The organism is Ferribacterium limneticum (assembly GCF_020510585.1).
Classification (GTDB): Bacteria; Pseudomonadota; Gammaproteobacteria; order Burkholderiales; family Rhodocyclaceae; genus Azonexus.
Window position 1 is genome coordinate 685,001 of the sequence record NZ_CP075190.1, and the last position, 15,019, is coordinate 700,019.

Sequence of the window (15,019 nt, forward strand, 5' to 3'; positions counted from 1 at the left end):
ATTTCTTTTTTGTATCGCGAGGAAAGCCGTGCTCACGGCGCAGAATCGCCCGTACCTTGGCAAGTAGGGGGTCTTGCACGGTCTGGCTTAGATCGGCAATCCGAACTTGGGTTGGGTCCATTTGTCCGCCAGCTGCTCCGGCAACGATGATTGGCTTCTTTATCCTGCGACAGAAGGCGATCATTGCTGCTTTGGCGCGGACCTGATCAATTGCATCTATAACAACTGAATGGTTGCGGTCAAGTATACTTTCTACGTTTTCCGGACTGACAAAATCCTCTATGCACGAGACTTCGCAATCGGGATTGATGGCTAGTATGCGGTCGGAGATGGCGTCTACCTTGGCTTTGCCATAGATGTCACCTAATGCATGAATTTGCCTATTGGTATTTGACTCTGCCACCATGTCGAGGTCCACAACGGAAATTCGGCCTACCCCAGTACGAGCGAGAGCTTCAGCGCACCAGGAGCCGACGCCACCGATGCCAACAACGCATACATTTGCTTGTCGTATACGTTCGGCGCCAACGGTGCCATACAGGCGGCTGACACCTCCGAAACGACGCTCGTGATCACTGACTGGCATCAGCTTTCAACAGTCTTGCGGATGACCGCATTGAACGGTGAAATCCAATCAGGGGAAAACTGGTTATCACAAGCATTAATTTCGGCAATGGCGCGCAATACCGAGCGATTTTTCCCGCGATGAATGTGCTTAAGCATGACGGCCTCAAATGCATCGACAATGGCGATGATCTTGGCGCCAGTGCAGATATCCGCATGGTGTAGTCCGTTTGGATAGCCTCCGCCATCCGGCATTTCATGGTGTTGGGCCACCATTTTTGTGGCGGCTTCCCAACCCGGGATTCTCTGTAAAAGACCGGCCGCGAAACTCGGATGATTTCTTAATATGAGTTTGTCTTCGGGGCTCATCTTGCCAACTTTTAGCCAGATTGACTCTGGCAGGAGCATCATTCCAAGATCGTGCAGATAGATGGCTGCTTCCAGTTGAACGGGATCTACGGCATTATTGCCAGCCTTATTGGTTTCCAGTGCCAGGCGAAGTATGCGCATGGTGCGTCCCTTGAACAGAGGAGAGCGGCTTTCGAACTGGAGTGCAAGTGAGCGGAAAAACAGCAGATCTGTGCTGGCATTCTTTTGCTCAGGATTCGGAGCGGGGGATCGCGGTGCGCGACTAGAAATATCGGGAATGACAGGCGGAAAGCCGGTAACAGCCTCAATCAGGTCTGCGCAAGCGGTATCAATTTGTTCCGTTGATTCCAGTGCGAGGGCATCAAGACCCTGTACGAGGATGGCGAGCTGAAGGTTGTCTAGGGGTTTGTTTGTTAGCAAGGCAGCGGTCGCCAACTCAAGTCGGTCAACGGCAAGCAAGATCATTTCAGCAAGTAATTCCGAGAATGGGATTTCTCCTTCTCGAAATCGCGCCATCATGGTCTCAATCGGGTGAGCAATGGCGACGCCTAGATCGAATTTGCACAGAGAGGCATCGCCCTTGATGTTGTGAACGGCACGAAAAAGGCTGGCAATAATGTCCCGGTCGACCGGGCTTTTCCTAAGAAGGGCTACCTCACGTTCGATTTCTGGTGCACGGTCAGTCAGAACCTCGGCGAACTCTTCCAGCGCGACACGATCTTGAATCGCTGGTGCGATGATCGAACGAATGTCCATGCCGTCTCCAATTAACTCTATAAATCGTAGGAGTTTAACAAAGTGTCGAGTAAAACAGAGTGCATCCTTGATCGCTTGGCCTTGACTGTGCAACTTTCGCCACCTAAGATTCCGCGCTTCATTAAGGAATTGCCTGACGTGACTCTGGAACAGCTCTACGCCCTGATCGGGCCCGACATGAAGGCCGTTGACGCGGTCATTCGCGACCGCCTGCATTCCGACGTAGTCCTGGTCAGGCAGGTGGCCGAATACATCATTGGTGGTGGCGGCAAGCGTATGCGGCCGGCACTTGTATTGCTGGCGGCCGGGGCGCTCGGCTACCAGGGGGGGCGCCATCAGGAGATGGCGGCGGTCGTCGAGTTTATCCACACAGCGACCTTGCTGCACGACGATGTGGTTGATGAGTCCGCCTTGCGGCGTGGTCACGATACGGCGAATGCGATGTTCGGTAATGCAGCCAGTGTTCTGGTGGGCGATTTCCTCTATTCGCGGGCCTTCCAGATGATGGTTATGGTCGAAAACATGCGCGTGATGCAGGTTCTTTCCAATGCGACGAATATCATCGCTGAGGGTGAGGTTTTGCAGTTGATGAACTGCCATGACGCAGATGTCGACGAGGCGCGTTATATGCAGGTTATTCACTACAAGACGGCCAAGCTTTTCGAGGCGGCAGCCCAACTGGGGGCGATTCTCGGTCAGGCCTCGCCCGAAATCGAAACAGCTTTAGCTGCGTATGGCATGCATCTTGGTACTGCCTTCCAGCTAATCGATGACGTTCTTGATTATTCGGGCCAAGAGGCAGATACCGGCAAGCATATCGGCGATGATCTCGCAGAGGGAAAGCCGACGCTGCCGCTTATATACGTCATGCAGCATGGCACTGCTGAGCAGGCGGCTTGCGTGCGCAAGGCAATCGAGGAGGGCGGGCGCGATGATTTCCCAGCCGTGCTCGATGCCATCAGAAGCAGTGGTGCTCTGGATCATGCGCGGGAGCGTGCCGCGCGTGAGGCAGATCTGGCAAGAGCATCAATTCAGTGCTTGGGGGATTCAAATTATAAAAAAGCTCTGCTACAATTGACGCTCTTTGCAGTTGAGAGAAATCACTAGGTTTCTTTCTCATGTCGGAGTGTAGCTCAGCCTGGTAGAGCACTGCGTTCGGGACGCAGGGGTCGCAAGTTCGAATCCTGTCACTCCGACCAAGTAAAGACGGAATTAGCCCTGATTATTCAGGGCTTTTTTCGTTTACTGCGTCCCATTGGAGCATAAGTTTTTGTCTATGCTCCAATCGTGTGCCAACGAATCCGGGTAGTTCTGAGCTGACGATCCGAAATCTTTCGGCTCGGCGCCTCGGAAAAGCCGCTAGATCGCTATACGGTAACTCTTACGAAAGGAGTTACCATGGCTCATCAGCCATCTCGCTGCAGCAATGTTCAGAACCGTTCGCCTTGGCAAGTCGTAGCGCGTAACAAGCCGCAATGCAATCAACGCTTCCCCTTCAATCGCAAGGCGGATGCGCAGGCCTACCGTGAGTTGCTCACCGCGCAAGGCATCAAAGCCCAGCTGGTCCAGCTCGCGACGTCGTTCCAGTTGCGGGTCCGTCGCAAAGGGGCCCGCGTCCAGGTCATCACGTTTGATACGGGGGAACAGGCCGAACAGGCTCGCCTGAAAATCGAATCGGAGCTGTCGGTCAGCATTATTCGGGATTACGCGAGCGCCGCCCAAACGACGCTGCGCGACCTCATGGAGCGCTATCGTGACGAAGTTGTCCCCGGCCACAAGGGCGCTGATGTCGAGAGGACCCGCATCAACCGCATTCTGCGTACCGAGGCTTTCGTCGACAAGAAATTGGCGGCGCTTTGCACCGAAGACCTGCAGGATTTCATTACGGACCGACTGACCGAAGTGGCGCCGGCGACCGTTGACCGCGACCTGGACGTGATTTCCCAGGTGATCCGCTATGCGGCGGATGTCTGGAAAATCGCTGCCGCCGAAAGCCCCTTTGTCGGCTTGCGGCGGCCAAAGTATTTCAATGAGCGTGACCGGCGCCTACTGCCGGACGAAGAACGGCGATTGCTCGAGGCCGCCCGGGCCGATGAAAATCCCTACGTCGAGCCGGCTATCATTCTGGCGCTGGAAACGGCCGCCCGACGGGGGGAGTTGCTGTCCATCCGGAAATGCGATGTTTTTCTTGAAGAGCGCTATGCTTACCTTCGCGATACCAAGAACGGTCGCCCGCGGAAGGTGCCATTGACCACCCGTGCGCTGCAGGTCTGCCAAGCCTTGATGGCGGATTGCAGTGCCGATGATGAACCGCTTCTCAAACTGACGGCCAATGCCTTGAAGATCGCCTTTTTTCGGCGGGTGGTTCCGGCTTCCGGCGTTGAAGACATTCATTTCCATGACTTGCGTCACGAGGCCATCAGTCGTCTGGCTGAGTCGGGGCAGTTCCAGCTTATTGAACTGCAGGCCATCTCGGGCCATCGGGATACTCGCATGCTGCTGCGCTACGCACATCTTTGCTGTGGCAATCTGGCCGAGAAAATGGACAGCGTTGCTATGGAGCGTACCAGTAAGGAGTATTTCCACCACGGACGTCGTCGTCGGGTGGATACCGTGACGTCGGTGGTTCACGTTCAACCGAAGACACCACCGCTGGTAGCACCTGTGTCGCAGCCCCAATCCAGCAACGTTATATCGTTGTTTGGTGGTGCATTATCCCGGCGCTGCAACTGATTGGCTTGGCCCCCGGTGACAAGGCCGGGGGCTCAATTGATATCCGCGGGTATTACTACGCAAATGACCCAAACAGGGGTTCAGCTTAGGCTGAATCCCTGTTTGGGTTATTTGAAACAGTCGTCTTATAGGGGATGCAACATCACAGCCCAGGTCGGCCGGCGGCAATCCAGTTGTCCGTGAGCGCGAAACCCAGCCGATACCGTGCGCAGTTATAGGTCTCCAGATGCTGCAGCTCATCGCGCAGCAGTTGCGCAAACTTCTCTTGATCCGCGGGGTCGATGCCCAAGGTGGGCACCAGATTGGCGACCGCAGCAGCGCTGGCCACGACCTGCCGCACGGCGTCTCCCAGCAACTCCCGGTATTTACGCCGGAAGGGGTCGGGGGCGCTCGTCGCCTCGAGGACGGCCGCGTACTTGTCGATGGAGCGGCGATAGGTCCAATCGAATAACTCCACGGCAAGCGAGACGTCCTGCTGCTCATAGACGGCCAGCACCGCAAGCGCGTAGTCGGCCTGCTCAACATCCATGAAGGATAGCGGAGCACAGTTTTGTAGCAGCAAAGGCAGGTTCGCGCACAGGCGACTGGTACGCTTGTTACCGTCTTCAAAAGGCTGCAAGTAGGCAATATTCACCCAGAGGAAGAATGCCGCCTCGATAGGGTTTTTGATATGGCAGCCCTTATCGACGACGGTGGCCAGAATCTCGTCCAAAAGTTGTGGTACCTGCAAGGGCACGTAGACGGAGTTCGTAATGTTGACCACCGTGTTCCGCGCTTTGCCCAAGGCGTCCGAATTGCGCAGGAGCCCGTTCATCAACAAGCTCTGGATGTTTCGCACGACGACGTCAAGGATGCCGTAATGGGGCACTTCGTCGACCACAAACTCGATGGCATCTTTGTGATTCAGTAGCATCAACGCGTCTTCGTCATCACTAGGCGACCGCCCCCGCTCGAACAGCGCCTTCGTGTCGAGCAAGCTTTTCCGGTTACCTTCCAAACGAGAGGAATGCCACGCCAGGTCAATCAGTAGTTGCTCGAGTACCTTTCGGGCATAGGTGCCCGCGGGTTGCTGCCCTCGTGCGCGCCCCTTCTCGAAAAGCTCCTGCGCCATCGCCGGCGGGATGAGCGTGGATTGATTAGGGACGTAGTCCTCAACGAACGAGCGTTGATAGGCCACCGGCTTTCGAGTGCCGATGGGGGCGTTGAGCTTCTCAACGAGCGACTGCCTGCCGGCCGAAAACTGGAACCCGTTGCTGACCAAGCCTGCCGGCCAGGAGGCCGCCCCCGCCTGCGCCAGGAGCGCATACCGGGTGGCCGGCCCGCCATATCGCTTCTGGATGTTACCCTCCGCAACCATCTGGGCCAGGTGATAATTGACCGTCGAGCGCGGGGCGCCGAGCGCCGTTGTAATAGCGTCTGGGGCGCACGCTGCCTGGCCGCCGGCTAGCTGTTGGCCTAGGTACTTGAGGATTTCGGCTTGGAGGTCGCGGCGGGGAGTGGCCATCTTCTCACTACCTTCTCAAAATATTGTAAGATAAGGCTATTTTACAATATTCTTCCAGGTTAAAGTGATGCGTTGCTCTATCTTCCGGTATGTATTCTATTTTACAAGAAACTTACAAGTTATTAGAAGAAAGACCGGGAGACGCATTGCATCCCCCAGTCGCCCACTCAGTATGGGTGATGTGCCCTACGGAGCCTACTGCGTGCAAGACTGCGGCTGACTCATTTTTTGCTGAGAACATCTTCCAGCTTAATGATTCAATTGGGAGTTGGTCAGCTGCGTAGTAACACCCATATCCGCCGGTATTAGGTAGCACTTGCACCTAGTCGCGGTTCCGTCCGGAACCACGCCATTGACTTTGTCTTTTTCAGATTATCGGTTACTCGGATATTTGGCGATATCTCCATTAAGGATACTTGACTATTATCGGCGTTGCGGATATTTTATATTTATCTGAAATACAGCTACAAGGAACCTTTGATGCGTAGGCCTTTTCCCGATACGGTGATTCATACTCCTCAGCAAGCTGGCGCCTATTTGCGTGATCGTCGCAAGGCATTAAAGCTGTCGCAGACGCAAGTGGCAACTCGGCTTGGCGTCAGCCAGAACCGATTTTCTGTACTGGAAGCCGTTCCCGGTGACCTGACGCTTGAACGGCTCCTGGTGCTTGCCAAAACGCTGGGCCTGGAACTTGTACTGCGCTCGCCCGAGCCGCCCGCCAACACAAGCAACACTACAGAGAACTGGTGAAATGGGTCGTCGCTCACATAGCCGTAAGCTGGCGATCTGGATGAATGGCGTTCGGGTCGGCGAGTGGACAATTTCACCGCAAGGCTATGACCAGCTCAACTATGATGCTGATTGGCTTCAATCACCTCGCGCCCGTCCCCTTTCCTTATCACTCCCGCTGCAGTCCGCGCCAATTCGCGCTCCCGCGGTGGGCGCGTACTTTGACAACCTGCTGCCGGATAGTGACCCCATTCGCAAACGCCTGCAGGCCCGCTTTGCCACCCAGGGCCGGTCAGCTTTTGACCTGTTGGAATCCATTGGCCGGGATTGTGTCGGTGCCGTACAACTTTTACCGCCAGACGCTCTGCCAGCAGACCACCGCCACGTAGACGTCACCCCGCTCACAGAAGCACAGGTTGCCCAGATACTGCGCGACACCACACTGCCCAGCGGCGGAATTTTTCGGGAGACCCCTGCGGACTTTCGCATATCGATTGCCGGCGCCCAGGAAAAGACGGCACTGACCTGGGGCGACGGGGAATGGTGCCTGCCCCGGGGAATGACGCCGACAACCCACATTTTCAAATTACCACTGGGACTTGTCGGCGCCCGCAAAGCAGACATGCGAACGTCGGTCGAAAATGAATGGCTCTGTGCCCAATTGTTGCGGGCCTATGGACTCCCCATCGCTGAAACCGCAATGGGGCTATTCGAGGACCAAAAGGCACTGATTGTGACGCGCTTCGACCGCCAGCGTGTCGCAGAGGGCTACTGGTTACGGCTTCCGCAGGAAGATTTCTGCCAGGCCCTGGGGCGCCCCTCCGAAGCGAAGTATGAAAGCGATGGCGGGCCAGGGCACGCGGAGGTCATCGAGAAACTGGTCTTGTCTCACAACGCGGCGACTGACCTCATCACCTTTTTTCGCTCACAACTTCTTTTCTGGATGTTGGCAGCAACAGATGGCCATGCCAAAAACTTCAGCCTGTACTTGCTGCCCGGGGCACGTTACGAGCTTACACCCCTCTATGACGTACTTTCTGCTTGGCCTGTTACGGGCCAAGGCGCCAACCTTCTTAACTACAAAGAGTTAAAGCTCGCGATGGCGTTGCACAGCACCAACAGGCACTACTTGCTGGAGAAAGTCCAAGACCGGCATTTTTTGGCGCTTGCCGCGAGATGTCGCTTCGGTCAAGCCGAGGGCCGGCTCCTGATAGACGAACTGCTGGAGAAAACGGCATCGGTAATCGACCAGGTGGGCAACCTGCTCCCGACAAGTTTCCCCCTGGATGTTTTTGATGCAATCACGGAAGGATTAACTTGGTCAGCAAACCGCCTTGCCCTGAGCGCCAAGCAGGCCACGAAAAATTAGTGAAGGGGCAAGTGCTACCTAATACAGATGTCCGCCTGATATTGGCAATCCGGGAGCCACCAACTCGCTCTCCTCATCCAGAACAGAAGGACGTAGCGCGCTCCATCCGGCAGGGCGCCGAAATTGTGCCCGACTCCCGAGGCGGGCAATAACATCGGATGTCCTGAACCACAGGCGTTTTACCAGCGCGACGGTTTCGCGCTCAAAAAGGTGGCCGCGCTTGAAGACCTGCGCGGACTCCGGCAACAATGCGCCGATCTCGACGCAGGTGTTCTCCAGATTTGTCATGAGTGCCTGGAGGCGTTCCTCCGGCAATGGATTGGGTTCGGAGGATGGCGTCGGCGTATCCGCCGGCATGGCCGGCTGCATGCTGGATAGCAGAGGTAAGGAGGCATCCAGGAGGTCGGCGAGGAGTTGCTGCAGTTCCGGGCGGTCGATGAGTTCGTTGTACGCCGGCAGGCTGGGGATGGCCTCGATATTCTGGGCGGCCCAGCGTAGGGCGTTCTCGATGTTCTGCTGATTTCGACGGGCGGTCTCTTCGGCTTCACGCTGGCGCGCGGGAATCAGAACCTCAGTCTCGATGCGCTGCATGAGTACTTGGTACCGCTCAGGACGTCCTGTGGTCGCGGCTCTGAGCAATGATTCGAAGCCCGCAGGTATCTCGGTGGCGGTGATTGGAAACGAGGCGAGATACGACTGAGACGATGCACCACTGCCATCGGGCAGGTGGACATACTTATTCGAATAGAGCATCACGCTCGTCCGGTTGAGTTTGAGTGAGATGGACGTCGGCTGCATCAAGGGTGGGTTGTCTGGCATCAGTGATTCCTCGCTTGGTTGATGCCCTGTATAGCGATTCGCCTCAACGTTTTCGTTCAGCCAGGTGGTGGAGGCCTGGTGGCACAGTTCTGCTTGGGTGATCCTGCGAGTGAGATGGCCCTTGCGAGGAGGACTCACCGTGTCGATGAGTGGGTGAGAGAGTGTGCACCCGGCATGTCAACAGGGGTGAAAACCGCGCTTGCTTTGGTCAAACTCTGGGGCAAGCTGAGAGTCAGCCCGGTAGTCTTGCCGGCGGTAGTATCTACTGGCCGGGGTTCCCGGCAACCGGCCTTTGAGGGCAGTCCGGTTGCTCCTGATGGGAGCCCTGTGCAATCCATTCGGCAAACTCGCACTGCACGACGAGCCTGAGAACCCAAGGCTCCAGATAGAGCTGAGAGGCTTGCCTAATTGTGAGGGCTCCCGGACCCCATGGTACGACAGAGGGCTACTCCGATGAATGGGCTGGGCTATTCGCTGTTCCCACTAGCTAACGTGCTGTGAGTTGCATTGGTTCTCCGTGACTCATCTTTTGCACGTGGAAAATCACCGGAAGCTCTCCCGCATTTCCTCGGCGTCTGGCTTCCTGATACAAGCTCCAGGTTTGTTGCCGTACCCCATGGAAGCCTGGTTGACGCGAAAGTCGCTCCAGCCACCCCTGTAGGGCTTTTTCATTGCGCAGGCCCGAGAGGGAGGCCAGTAATACATAGTGTTCGGCCATTTCGACTTTCGGACGGCGCCAAGTCCAACTTGTACGCCCACGGGTTGGGTAGCGCACCAGTTCGTAGCCCAGCCAGTTGAGGCGAGATTTGCTGGTGACCGATAGCCAGTCTTCTTGCTCCAGGCCGTTGCCCTCCGTGGCGAGCAATAGCCAATGCACAATCTCGGCGTTTTCCGGCCAGTACAGGACCAGAAGGGCATTGGCGTCCCCCCGCCGTTTTCTGACCAAGCGCTGCGCTGGCGTGGCGCCGATAGCGTAGCGGGCGTGGAACTTGTGGGCGAGGCGCTCAGCCTTGGCGGCCCGGATGGTGCCCGAGGTGTACCGTTGGTAGCCGCGTGGGACCAAATCCAGAATACGACTCAGGGCGGCGGTTTTGCTACGCGAGACAGGTGTGGTGGTAGGCATTGGTGCGGGATTCCTATTTGGGATTGATACCCCGTATAGGAATCCCGCACCAATGCAGTGTGATTTGTTGTGGCGTAGTCACACATATTGATGTTCCACGCAAAAATGGCGGCAATCGCTATACCAACCTGGACACAAGCGTGCTGACGATGAAGATCGTCTGCGTGCGCATGCTGCGGCGTTCTGCCCAAAGCAACTGCCCGGCAGGGCGGGTGTTTCGGGCAGAACGCCAACTGCAAACACACTGGCCGCAAGGCCACGTCGGGTCGCCAACCCGACAGGCAGAGGATCGCCATTCCTTTGTCAAGCAAACGCTGAAGCGCAGTGCCTCTAATCAGGCTCGCTGCGCTACGCTGGGCGCTCGGGGGTGTAACTCCCCCGTTCGACCCAATCGCACGTCCCGACTGACTGCCAGGCAACGACCGGTCAGACCCGGGCAAGAGGACACGAGGTTGGGCGACCGTGAAACGGCACTCGAGAGGAAATGCTCGAGCGACCTGGTTGCACGCGAAAGTCGGTGAAGTCCGACTCGGGGGGCATATCGGAAGAGTGCAACCCGTGCCGCACAGGATGGCTTTTGAGCGCGTCGCAAGGCGTGAGGGTATCAAGGCGAAAGCTGGCGATACCGGCACCTGGAGAAATCCGGGGTCAATGGATAGCTCAAACCTGTAACGGCACCCAGAAGGGTGCTGTGCGGAGAAATACAAAGCCATAAGCATTGAGCTGTGGTTCGTCGTCGATGACGTACGTAACGAGTACCTGAGCCGCTATGGAACATCGGGCCGGGGAAATCTACGGAAAGCCGGAAGGCTAGTTACGTTACTGAGACAGTGGCGTTGTATTTCGCAGTAGCTGCAATCTAAATGGGGAGCCTCCCTGACGACACCAACGGGTGGCACCGTGGTGGGTGAAGCAGGGAGGGGGAGACTCGGTGAATAGGGTTTGACCGACAGGACGATACGACCGAAGTCCGTCGGGAACTGTGCAAGCAGTGGCGAGGGTGGCACCTTGTCCCGAAAGCCGGGAGCGTTTGCGAAAGTGTGCTCCCCGAGAGGGGAGATATTGGGCTTGGCAGCCCGTTGCAGTATGGCCTCCTGAGCCGCTTGGCGGCGGTTCAGGGGACAACATCGTTTGGCGACGATGTGAGCGTAAAAGGGGTTTGGCATTATGCCGAACGTTATTCAATATCACTTCGGGCACCCCGCGATTGCGGGGTGCCTGTCTTTGATCGCGAGTTCTCGTCTTGACAGTCGGGGGCGCAGCAACCGACACTTGCCGAACTGCTGAAACAACAGCAGCCGGGGGTGAGAGCCCGATATTGGAGTTCGACCAGAGGCAGCGTCTTGCCTGTCCTCTGTCGTCTGGTGCGCCTATGGGCGGCCGGGCGAGGGGAGCCTTGTGCTCGCCGGTGCTCCATCGGTCTCTCAACCTTCGTTTCGGTCGCCCACCCCGATTGAGAGCGGGAGGGAATCAACTACAGGAGCGCATCATGACCCAAGCCCAATTGCCGGCAGTGCCCGGTTTTACCACGGCGAATACAGAAACTGAACTAATTCGAAGTGGAAATAAATTCAAGGTGCATATCAACGATAAGGTCCCGATTGGGGACGCGTTAAGCGAGGTGCAGTCGCTTTGCGGCTGTATCGCCGAGATTGATGCCGCTGTCCGTGCGGGTCAGCTTTCCCCCACGAGCGCAAAGGTGAGCATGATCTACATGCTGGGTATGGCTCAGTCGATTTTGACGGCGGTCACGAATGGCGTCTGGCAGTACAAAGTCGATGGGAAATCTTGGTAGAGGCGCTCGGCGTATTCGCGCACCTTGCGCCAAGTGTCGGTTGATGGCGTGAGTCCTGTTTCGTGTGCTGAATACACAGGGCTATCCAACTGAACCTCCAATAAACGGATCGCCACGGGCGTAGCTTCCCGTGGCGATCTATCGGCTGAAGGGATTGATCATGTCTGATGTCACAACGTCCGTTCCGAACGACTTTCCGCGCCCCGTGATTTCTGCCGTCGCTGGGGTTCAGCCAAAATTGGCTGTCCGCCTTGTCGATGGGCAATACGTCGCAGGTATGACTGACGCGGAACTGTATGAGCGTTATGCCGGGTGTGAAGACCTGGCCCAGCAACTTGCGGATTATTGTCGTCGGAAGGAGCGGGAACATCCCGAGTGGTCCAGGACCTTCAACCTGGAGCGCGCAAGGCGTGGTGTCGCAACGAAAGTTGACTCCGGGCGATGGGAGTTTTCCAGTGCTGAGCTGGAATGGCTTATGCGACGCTGTGCGGTATTGCTTGGCGGGTGAGGAGGGGAGCATTTTGCTTTCCCAGTGATGACCTGACGTAGTAGCCATGTGCTGTAGTTTCCCGTTGGTTCAAACGGGTTAGAGTGAAGCCGCCAAAACTCCAAAAAAATGCCTCAATGGCTATACAGGGTGAGTTTCAGTTGGTTTTTACCAAATGAGGGCTCGACCAAGGACATTTTTTAGGAGTTTAGTGATGAATGTAATTCTCTTCCCCGCTCCTGCATCGCCTGCCATTACTCTGTCCGAATCTCTGGATGCTGTTGTGGTAAAGCGAGGCCGGAGACCCGGTGTCAAGACTGTCTCCCCGGAGACGAATCAGCGTCGCCGCCAGTGGCTGCTAGCGGTTATGGAGTCGCCTTGTGCAAATGCGGAACTCTGCCGGCAGCTGGAGGCGCCAGACTCATTCGTTTCTCATCTGCTGTCGGGGCGTAGGACGTTTACCAACGCCTTGGCGAGGCGGATTGAGGCGGTGCTCGGCCTCACGAGTGGTGCGATTGATGCAGCTATGTTCCCGCGGCCTATTGCCCACCGATGTGATGATGATCCCAAGCCTGAACGGGTTTTGGATGATTCAATCGAGAAGGCACTATTGGGAATGCTCAATACGGCAATCCATCAGGGCCGGGTAGGCAATCTGGAAGCGCTGCAATTGCTGACGTTAATCATAGCGATGTAAATTTTGGCCCGACACTGTCGGGCCATTTTTCTGATCTGCATTTTGGGTTTTTGCCATGCATCGATAGATTCCAGATAGCTTGGCCCGATACCTTCACCGGGGGCGTAGCGGATGTGATCGAACGTTTGCATTGGTGCACGTGGACCATTGAAGTCTGGCTCCGCGTGCAGAAGACAGTGTGTCGGATTGAATCATGTCAGCTGGAAACGGCAGACCGACTGGCGGTAGCGCTGACGCTGTATTCGATCATCGCGTGGCGCATCTTGTACGCCACCATGCTGGCGAGGGTAGCCCCTGATTTACCATGCACGGTCGTCCTCAGGAAAGAGGAATGACAAGCGCAGTACCGTAACGTCAACCGAGTATCCGAGCCAACTGCCACCCCAACTTCACTGCGGGGAAGCCGTTCTATAGATTGCCAAGCTTGGCGGATTCCTGGCGCAAAAAGTGATGGTGGCCCGGAACTGCAAGTCTCTGGCGAGGATTTCTATGCTTGCCCTACATCACCGATATGTTTCTGATCATGCGACGGACCGAATAAGTTGTGGGTAAATATCAGGGCTTTGCCGGGAGGTACTTACCCAGCCGAGGGCAAGTATTTCTTCATACACTGCCTCTCAATCAGATGCTTCGTTGGCAACATCACTGCGCATCGAAAGCAGATTGGTTTTTACATGGGATAGTAAATTTGTAAGTGTCAATCGATCTTGTTCAGACAACCCTTTTAGGATCAATTCGCTCATCTCGTGACTTTTGACCCTTAGCTCTTTAATGAGCTGCTGGCCATCCTTTGATAGGTATATCCGTTTGACCCTACGATCAACAGGGTCGGCACGCCGCTCTAGCAGTCGAGATGCCTCCAAGCGGTCGATCAGGCCCCCCAACGAAGCCTTGCCAAGTTCAAGAACTGCCGCCAAGTCAGTTTGAATCATGCCATCGTGTCGAGACAGATAGGCCAAAATCCACCACTGAGAACGCGTGACACCAAGAGGTTTCACAAAGTCATCAAAGACAATTCGTCGAAGTCTTGAGACATCATGCATCAAAAATCCCAAACGAATATCCCAGTTTTCTTCAACCATGAGTTCTCCAAAACCTTTGGTGTTCGACGGATTTCTTAAGCGTAGAAGATGTCAAGTGCAATCAATCATCTAATGGCATCGGGAAATCTTCGATGTAATCGTATTGACACATACGATTACTTGATCTAATCTGACTTTGTTGGTAACAAAAAATAATAGAGGACGACTGTAGGTTATGTCAAAACTCTAGTAATGCCTGAAGGATTTCCTTGGTAAGCCGTGGAAACCCATATTTTGAGCATGTTATCGCATCAGGAGGAGATTGAGATGAAGCTATTGCAGGAAATATTGGTTATCGCCATTTGTGGATTTGCGGTGCTGATGCTGCTTTACGGATCTTTCAGCAAACAAGACTCCTTGCTTTGGGAAATGGGTGTTTGTATTTCTGATCAAGTTGGTTGCGTATCGCAGCACCAATTACAAATGTTGATAACAACTAGGGGGTTAATATTTTGATATGTAAGACCCTGTGGAAAACGAGATGTCTCATCACTTTCAGTGAACACGAAAACTAGAGTTCTCGGGGATGCGCCGATCTATTCCAAGAGCATATGCGTTATTACTCTAATTTGAGAAAATATGGTTTGTCAGGTGCTTGATTGACCCTGACCTAAAGTGAGTGTGCAAACGAGCTTTTATGAATTGGAATACGCGTCGAAGAAGAAGTCGGCGCTCCGAGATCGTTTTCTGGTGCGTAAAACCGTGAGCGATTCTGGATAGGATGAGTGCACCGTTCTATCCGAGCAGCGGAGGCCGGGGATGACTAATGATTTGTCAGGCCAGCATGCTGCGCATATACGTTGTTTTGCTATGTTTTGGTCTCTCTCTGGTGAAGAGATTGAGGACGCGCTCTGCAACAGCTAGGCCGTTCGCCGCTTCGTCGGTATTGATCTGAGCCGTGAGTCGGCGCCTGACGCGATGACGCTCTTGAACATCGGTCACCTAGGCGGAAACGCCAGCGACATTCGCAGGCATAAGAGTTGTTCCATGGT

The 15,019-nt window shown here is 55.3% G+C and carries 14 protein-coding genes and 1 tRNA gene (1 of these 15 only partly in view); 9 read left to right on the forward strand and 6 right to left on the reverse strand.

Annotated features, from left to right (window positions below):
• Both KI613_RS03325 and KI613_RS03330 read right to left on the reverse strand, forming a co-directional pair.
• Positions 1–586, reverse strand: partial view of a tRNA threonylcarbamoyladenosine dehydratase gene (locus tag KI613_RS03325; protein WP_226403800.1) — the 5' portion only. It extends 182 nt beyond the left edge of the window; the window shows 586 of its 768 coding nt (coding positions 1–586); it begins with the start codon at positions 584–586; its stop codon lies beyond the left edge, outside the window.
• A complete protein-coding gene (locus tag KI613_RS03330; protein ID WP_226403801.1) occupies positions 586–1,689 on the reverse strand; it encodes an HD domain-containing phosphohydrolase in 1,104 nt (367 codons plus the stop codon). The genes KI613_RS03325 and KI613_RS03330 overlap by 1 nt, the downstream gene beginning before the upstream one ends.
• A gap of 177 nt (positions 1,690–1,866) precedes the next feature.
• Here KI613_RS03330 and ispB point away from each other — a divergent pair, with 177 nt between their 5' ends.
• From ispB to KI613_RS03345, 3 genes are all read left to right on the forward strand, one after another.
• Positions 1,867–2,796, forward strand: coding sequence for an octaprenyl diphosphate synthase (gene ispB, locus KI613_RS03335; protein WP_455424134.1), 930 nt, complete (start codon positions 1,867–1,869; stop codon positions 2,794–2,796).
• A 15-nt stretch (positions 2,797–2,811) separates the two neighbouring features.
• Positions 2,812–2,888: transfer RNA gene (locus tag KI613_RS03340), tRNA-Pro, on the forward strand.
• Positions 2,889–3,087: 199 nt separating this feature from the next.
• Complete coding sequence (locus tag KI613_RS03345; RefSeq protein WP_226403802.1) at positions 3,088–4,422, forward strand: site-specific integrase; 1,335 nt, start codon at positions 3,088–3,090, stop codon at positions 4,420–4,422.
• A 142-nt stretch (positions 4,423–4,564) separates the two neighbouring features.
• Here the strand turns inward: KI613_RS03345 and KI613_RS03350 are convergent, their stop codons facing one another.
• Positions 4,565–5,926, reverse strand: a complete 1,362-nt coding sequence (locus tag KI613_RS03350) for a Fic family protein (protein WP_226403803.1) — start codon at positions 5,924–5,926, stop codon at positions 4,565–4,567.
• Positions 5,927–6,406: 480 nt separating this feature from the next.
• Between KI613_RS03350 and KI613_RS03355 the strand changes: the two genes are divergently transcribed.
• Both KI613_RS03355 and KI613_RS03360 read left to right on the forward strand, forming a co-directional pair.
• On the forward strand, positions 6,407–6,676 hold the full coding sequence (locus tag KI613_RS03355) for a helix-turn-helix domain-containing protein (protein WP_226403804.1): 270 nt from the start codon (positions 6,407–6,409) through the stop codon (positions 6,674–6,676).
• Positions 6,677–6,716: 40 nt separating this feature from the next.
• On the forward strand, positions 6,717–8,024 hold the full coding sequence (locus tag KI613_RS03360; RefSeq protein ID WP_226403805.1) for a type II toxin-antitoxin system HipA family toxin: 1,308 nt from the start codon (positions 6,717–6,719) through the stop codon (positions 8,022–8,024).
• Between the two features lie 18 nt (positions 8,025–8,042).
• Here KI613_RS03360 and KI613_RS03365 read toward each other — a convergent pair whose 3' ends face one another.
• Together KI613_RS03365 and KI613_RS03370 are read right to left on the reverse strand one after the other, a co-directional pair.
• The gene (locus tag KI613_RS03365; RefSeq protein WP_226403806.1) at positions 8,043–8,843 is read right to left on the reverse strand and encodes a hypothetical protein; all 801 of its coding nucleotides are present in this window, start codon (positions 8,841–8,843) and stop codon (positions 8,043–8,045) included.
• Between the two features lie 487 nt (positions 8,844–9,330).
• Positions 9,331–9,966, reverse strand: coding sequence for a hypothetical protein (locus KI613_RS03370; protein ID WP_226403807.1), 636 nt, complete (start codon positions 9,964–9,966; stop codon positions 9,331–9,333).
• 1,489 nt (positions 9,967–11,455) lie between these two features.
• Between KI613_RS03370 and KI613_RS03375 the strand changes: the two genes are divergently transcribed.
• The 3 genes from KI613_RS03375 to KI613_RS03385 all read left to right on the forward strand — a co-directional run bounded on the left by KI613_RS03375 (position 11,456) and on the right by KI613_RS03385 (position 12,945).
• Positions 11,456–11,761 carry a hypothetical protein gene (locus KI613_RS03375; RefSeq protein ID WP_226403808.1) on the forward strand — a complete coding sequence of 102 codons (306 nt, stop codon included), beginning with the start codon at positions 11,456–11,458 and terminating at the stop codon, positions 11,759–11,761.
• A 160-nt stretch (positions 11,762–11,921) separates the two neighbouring features.
• Complete coding sequence (locus tag KI613_RS03380) at positions 11,922–12,269, forward strand: hypothetical protein (RefSeq protein WP_226403809.1); 348 nt, start codon at positions 11,922–11,924, stop codon at positions 12,267–12,269.
• A gap of 193 nt (positions 12,270–12,462) precedes the next feature.
• Positions 12,463–12,945, forward strand: coding sequence for a hypothetical protein (locus KI613_RS03385; protein ID WP_226403810.1), 483 nt, complete (start codon positions 12,463–12,465; stop codon positions 12,943–12,945).
• Positions 12,946–13,562: 617 nt separating this feature from the next.
• Here KI613_RS03385 and KI613_RS03390 read toward each other — a convergent pair.
• Complete coding sequence (locus tag KI613_RS03390; RefSeq protein WP_226403811.1) at positions 13,563–14,027, reverse strand: MarR family winged helix-turn-helix transcriptional regulator; 465 nt, start codon at positions 14,025–14,027, stop codon at positions 13,563–13,565.
• Between the two features lie 267 nt (positions 14,028–14,294).
• Between KI613_RS03390 and KI613_RS03395 the strand changes: the two genes are divergently transcribed.
• Positions 14,295–14,483, forward strand: coding sequence for a hypothetical protein (locus KI613_RS03395; protein ID WP_226403812.1), 189 nt, complete (start codon positions 14,295–14,297; stop codon positions 14,481–14,483).
• Positions 14,484–15,019: the final 536 nt, after the last annotated feature.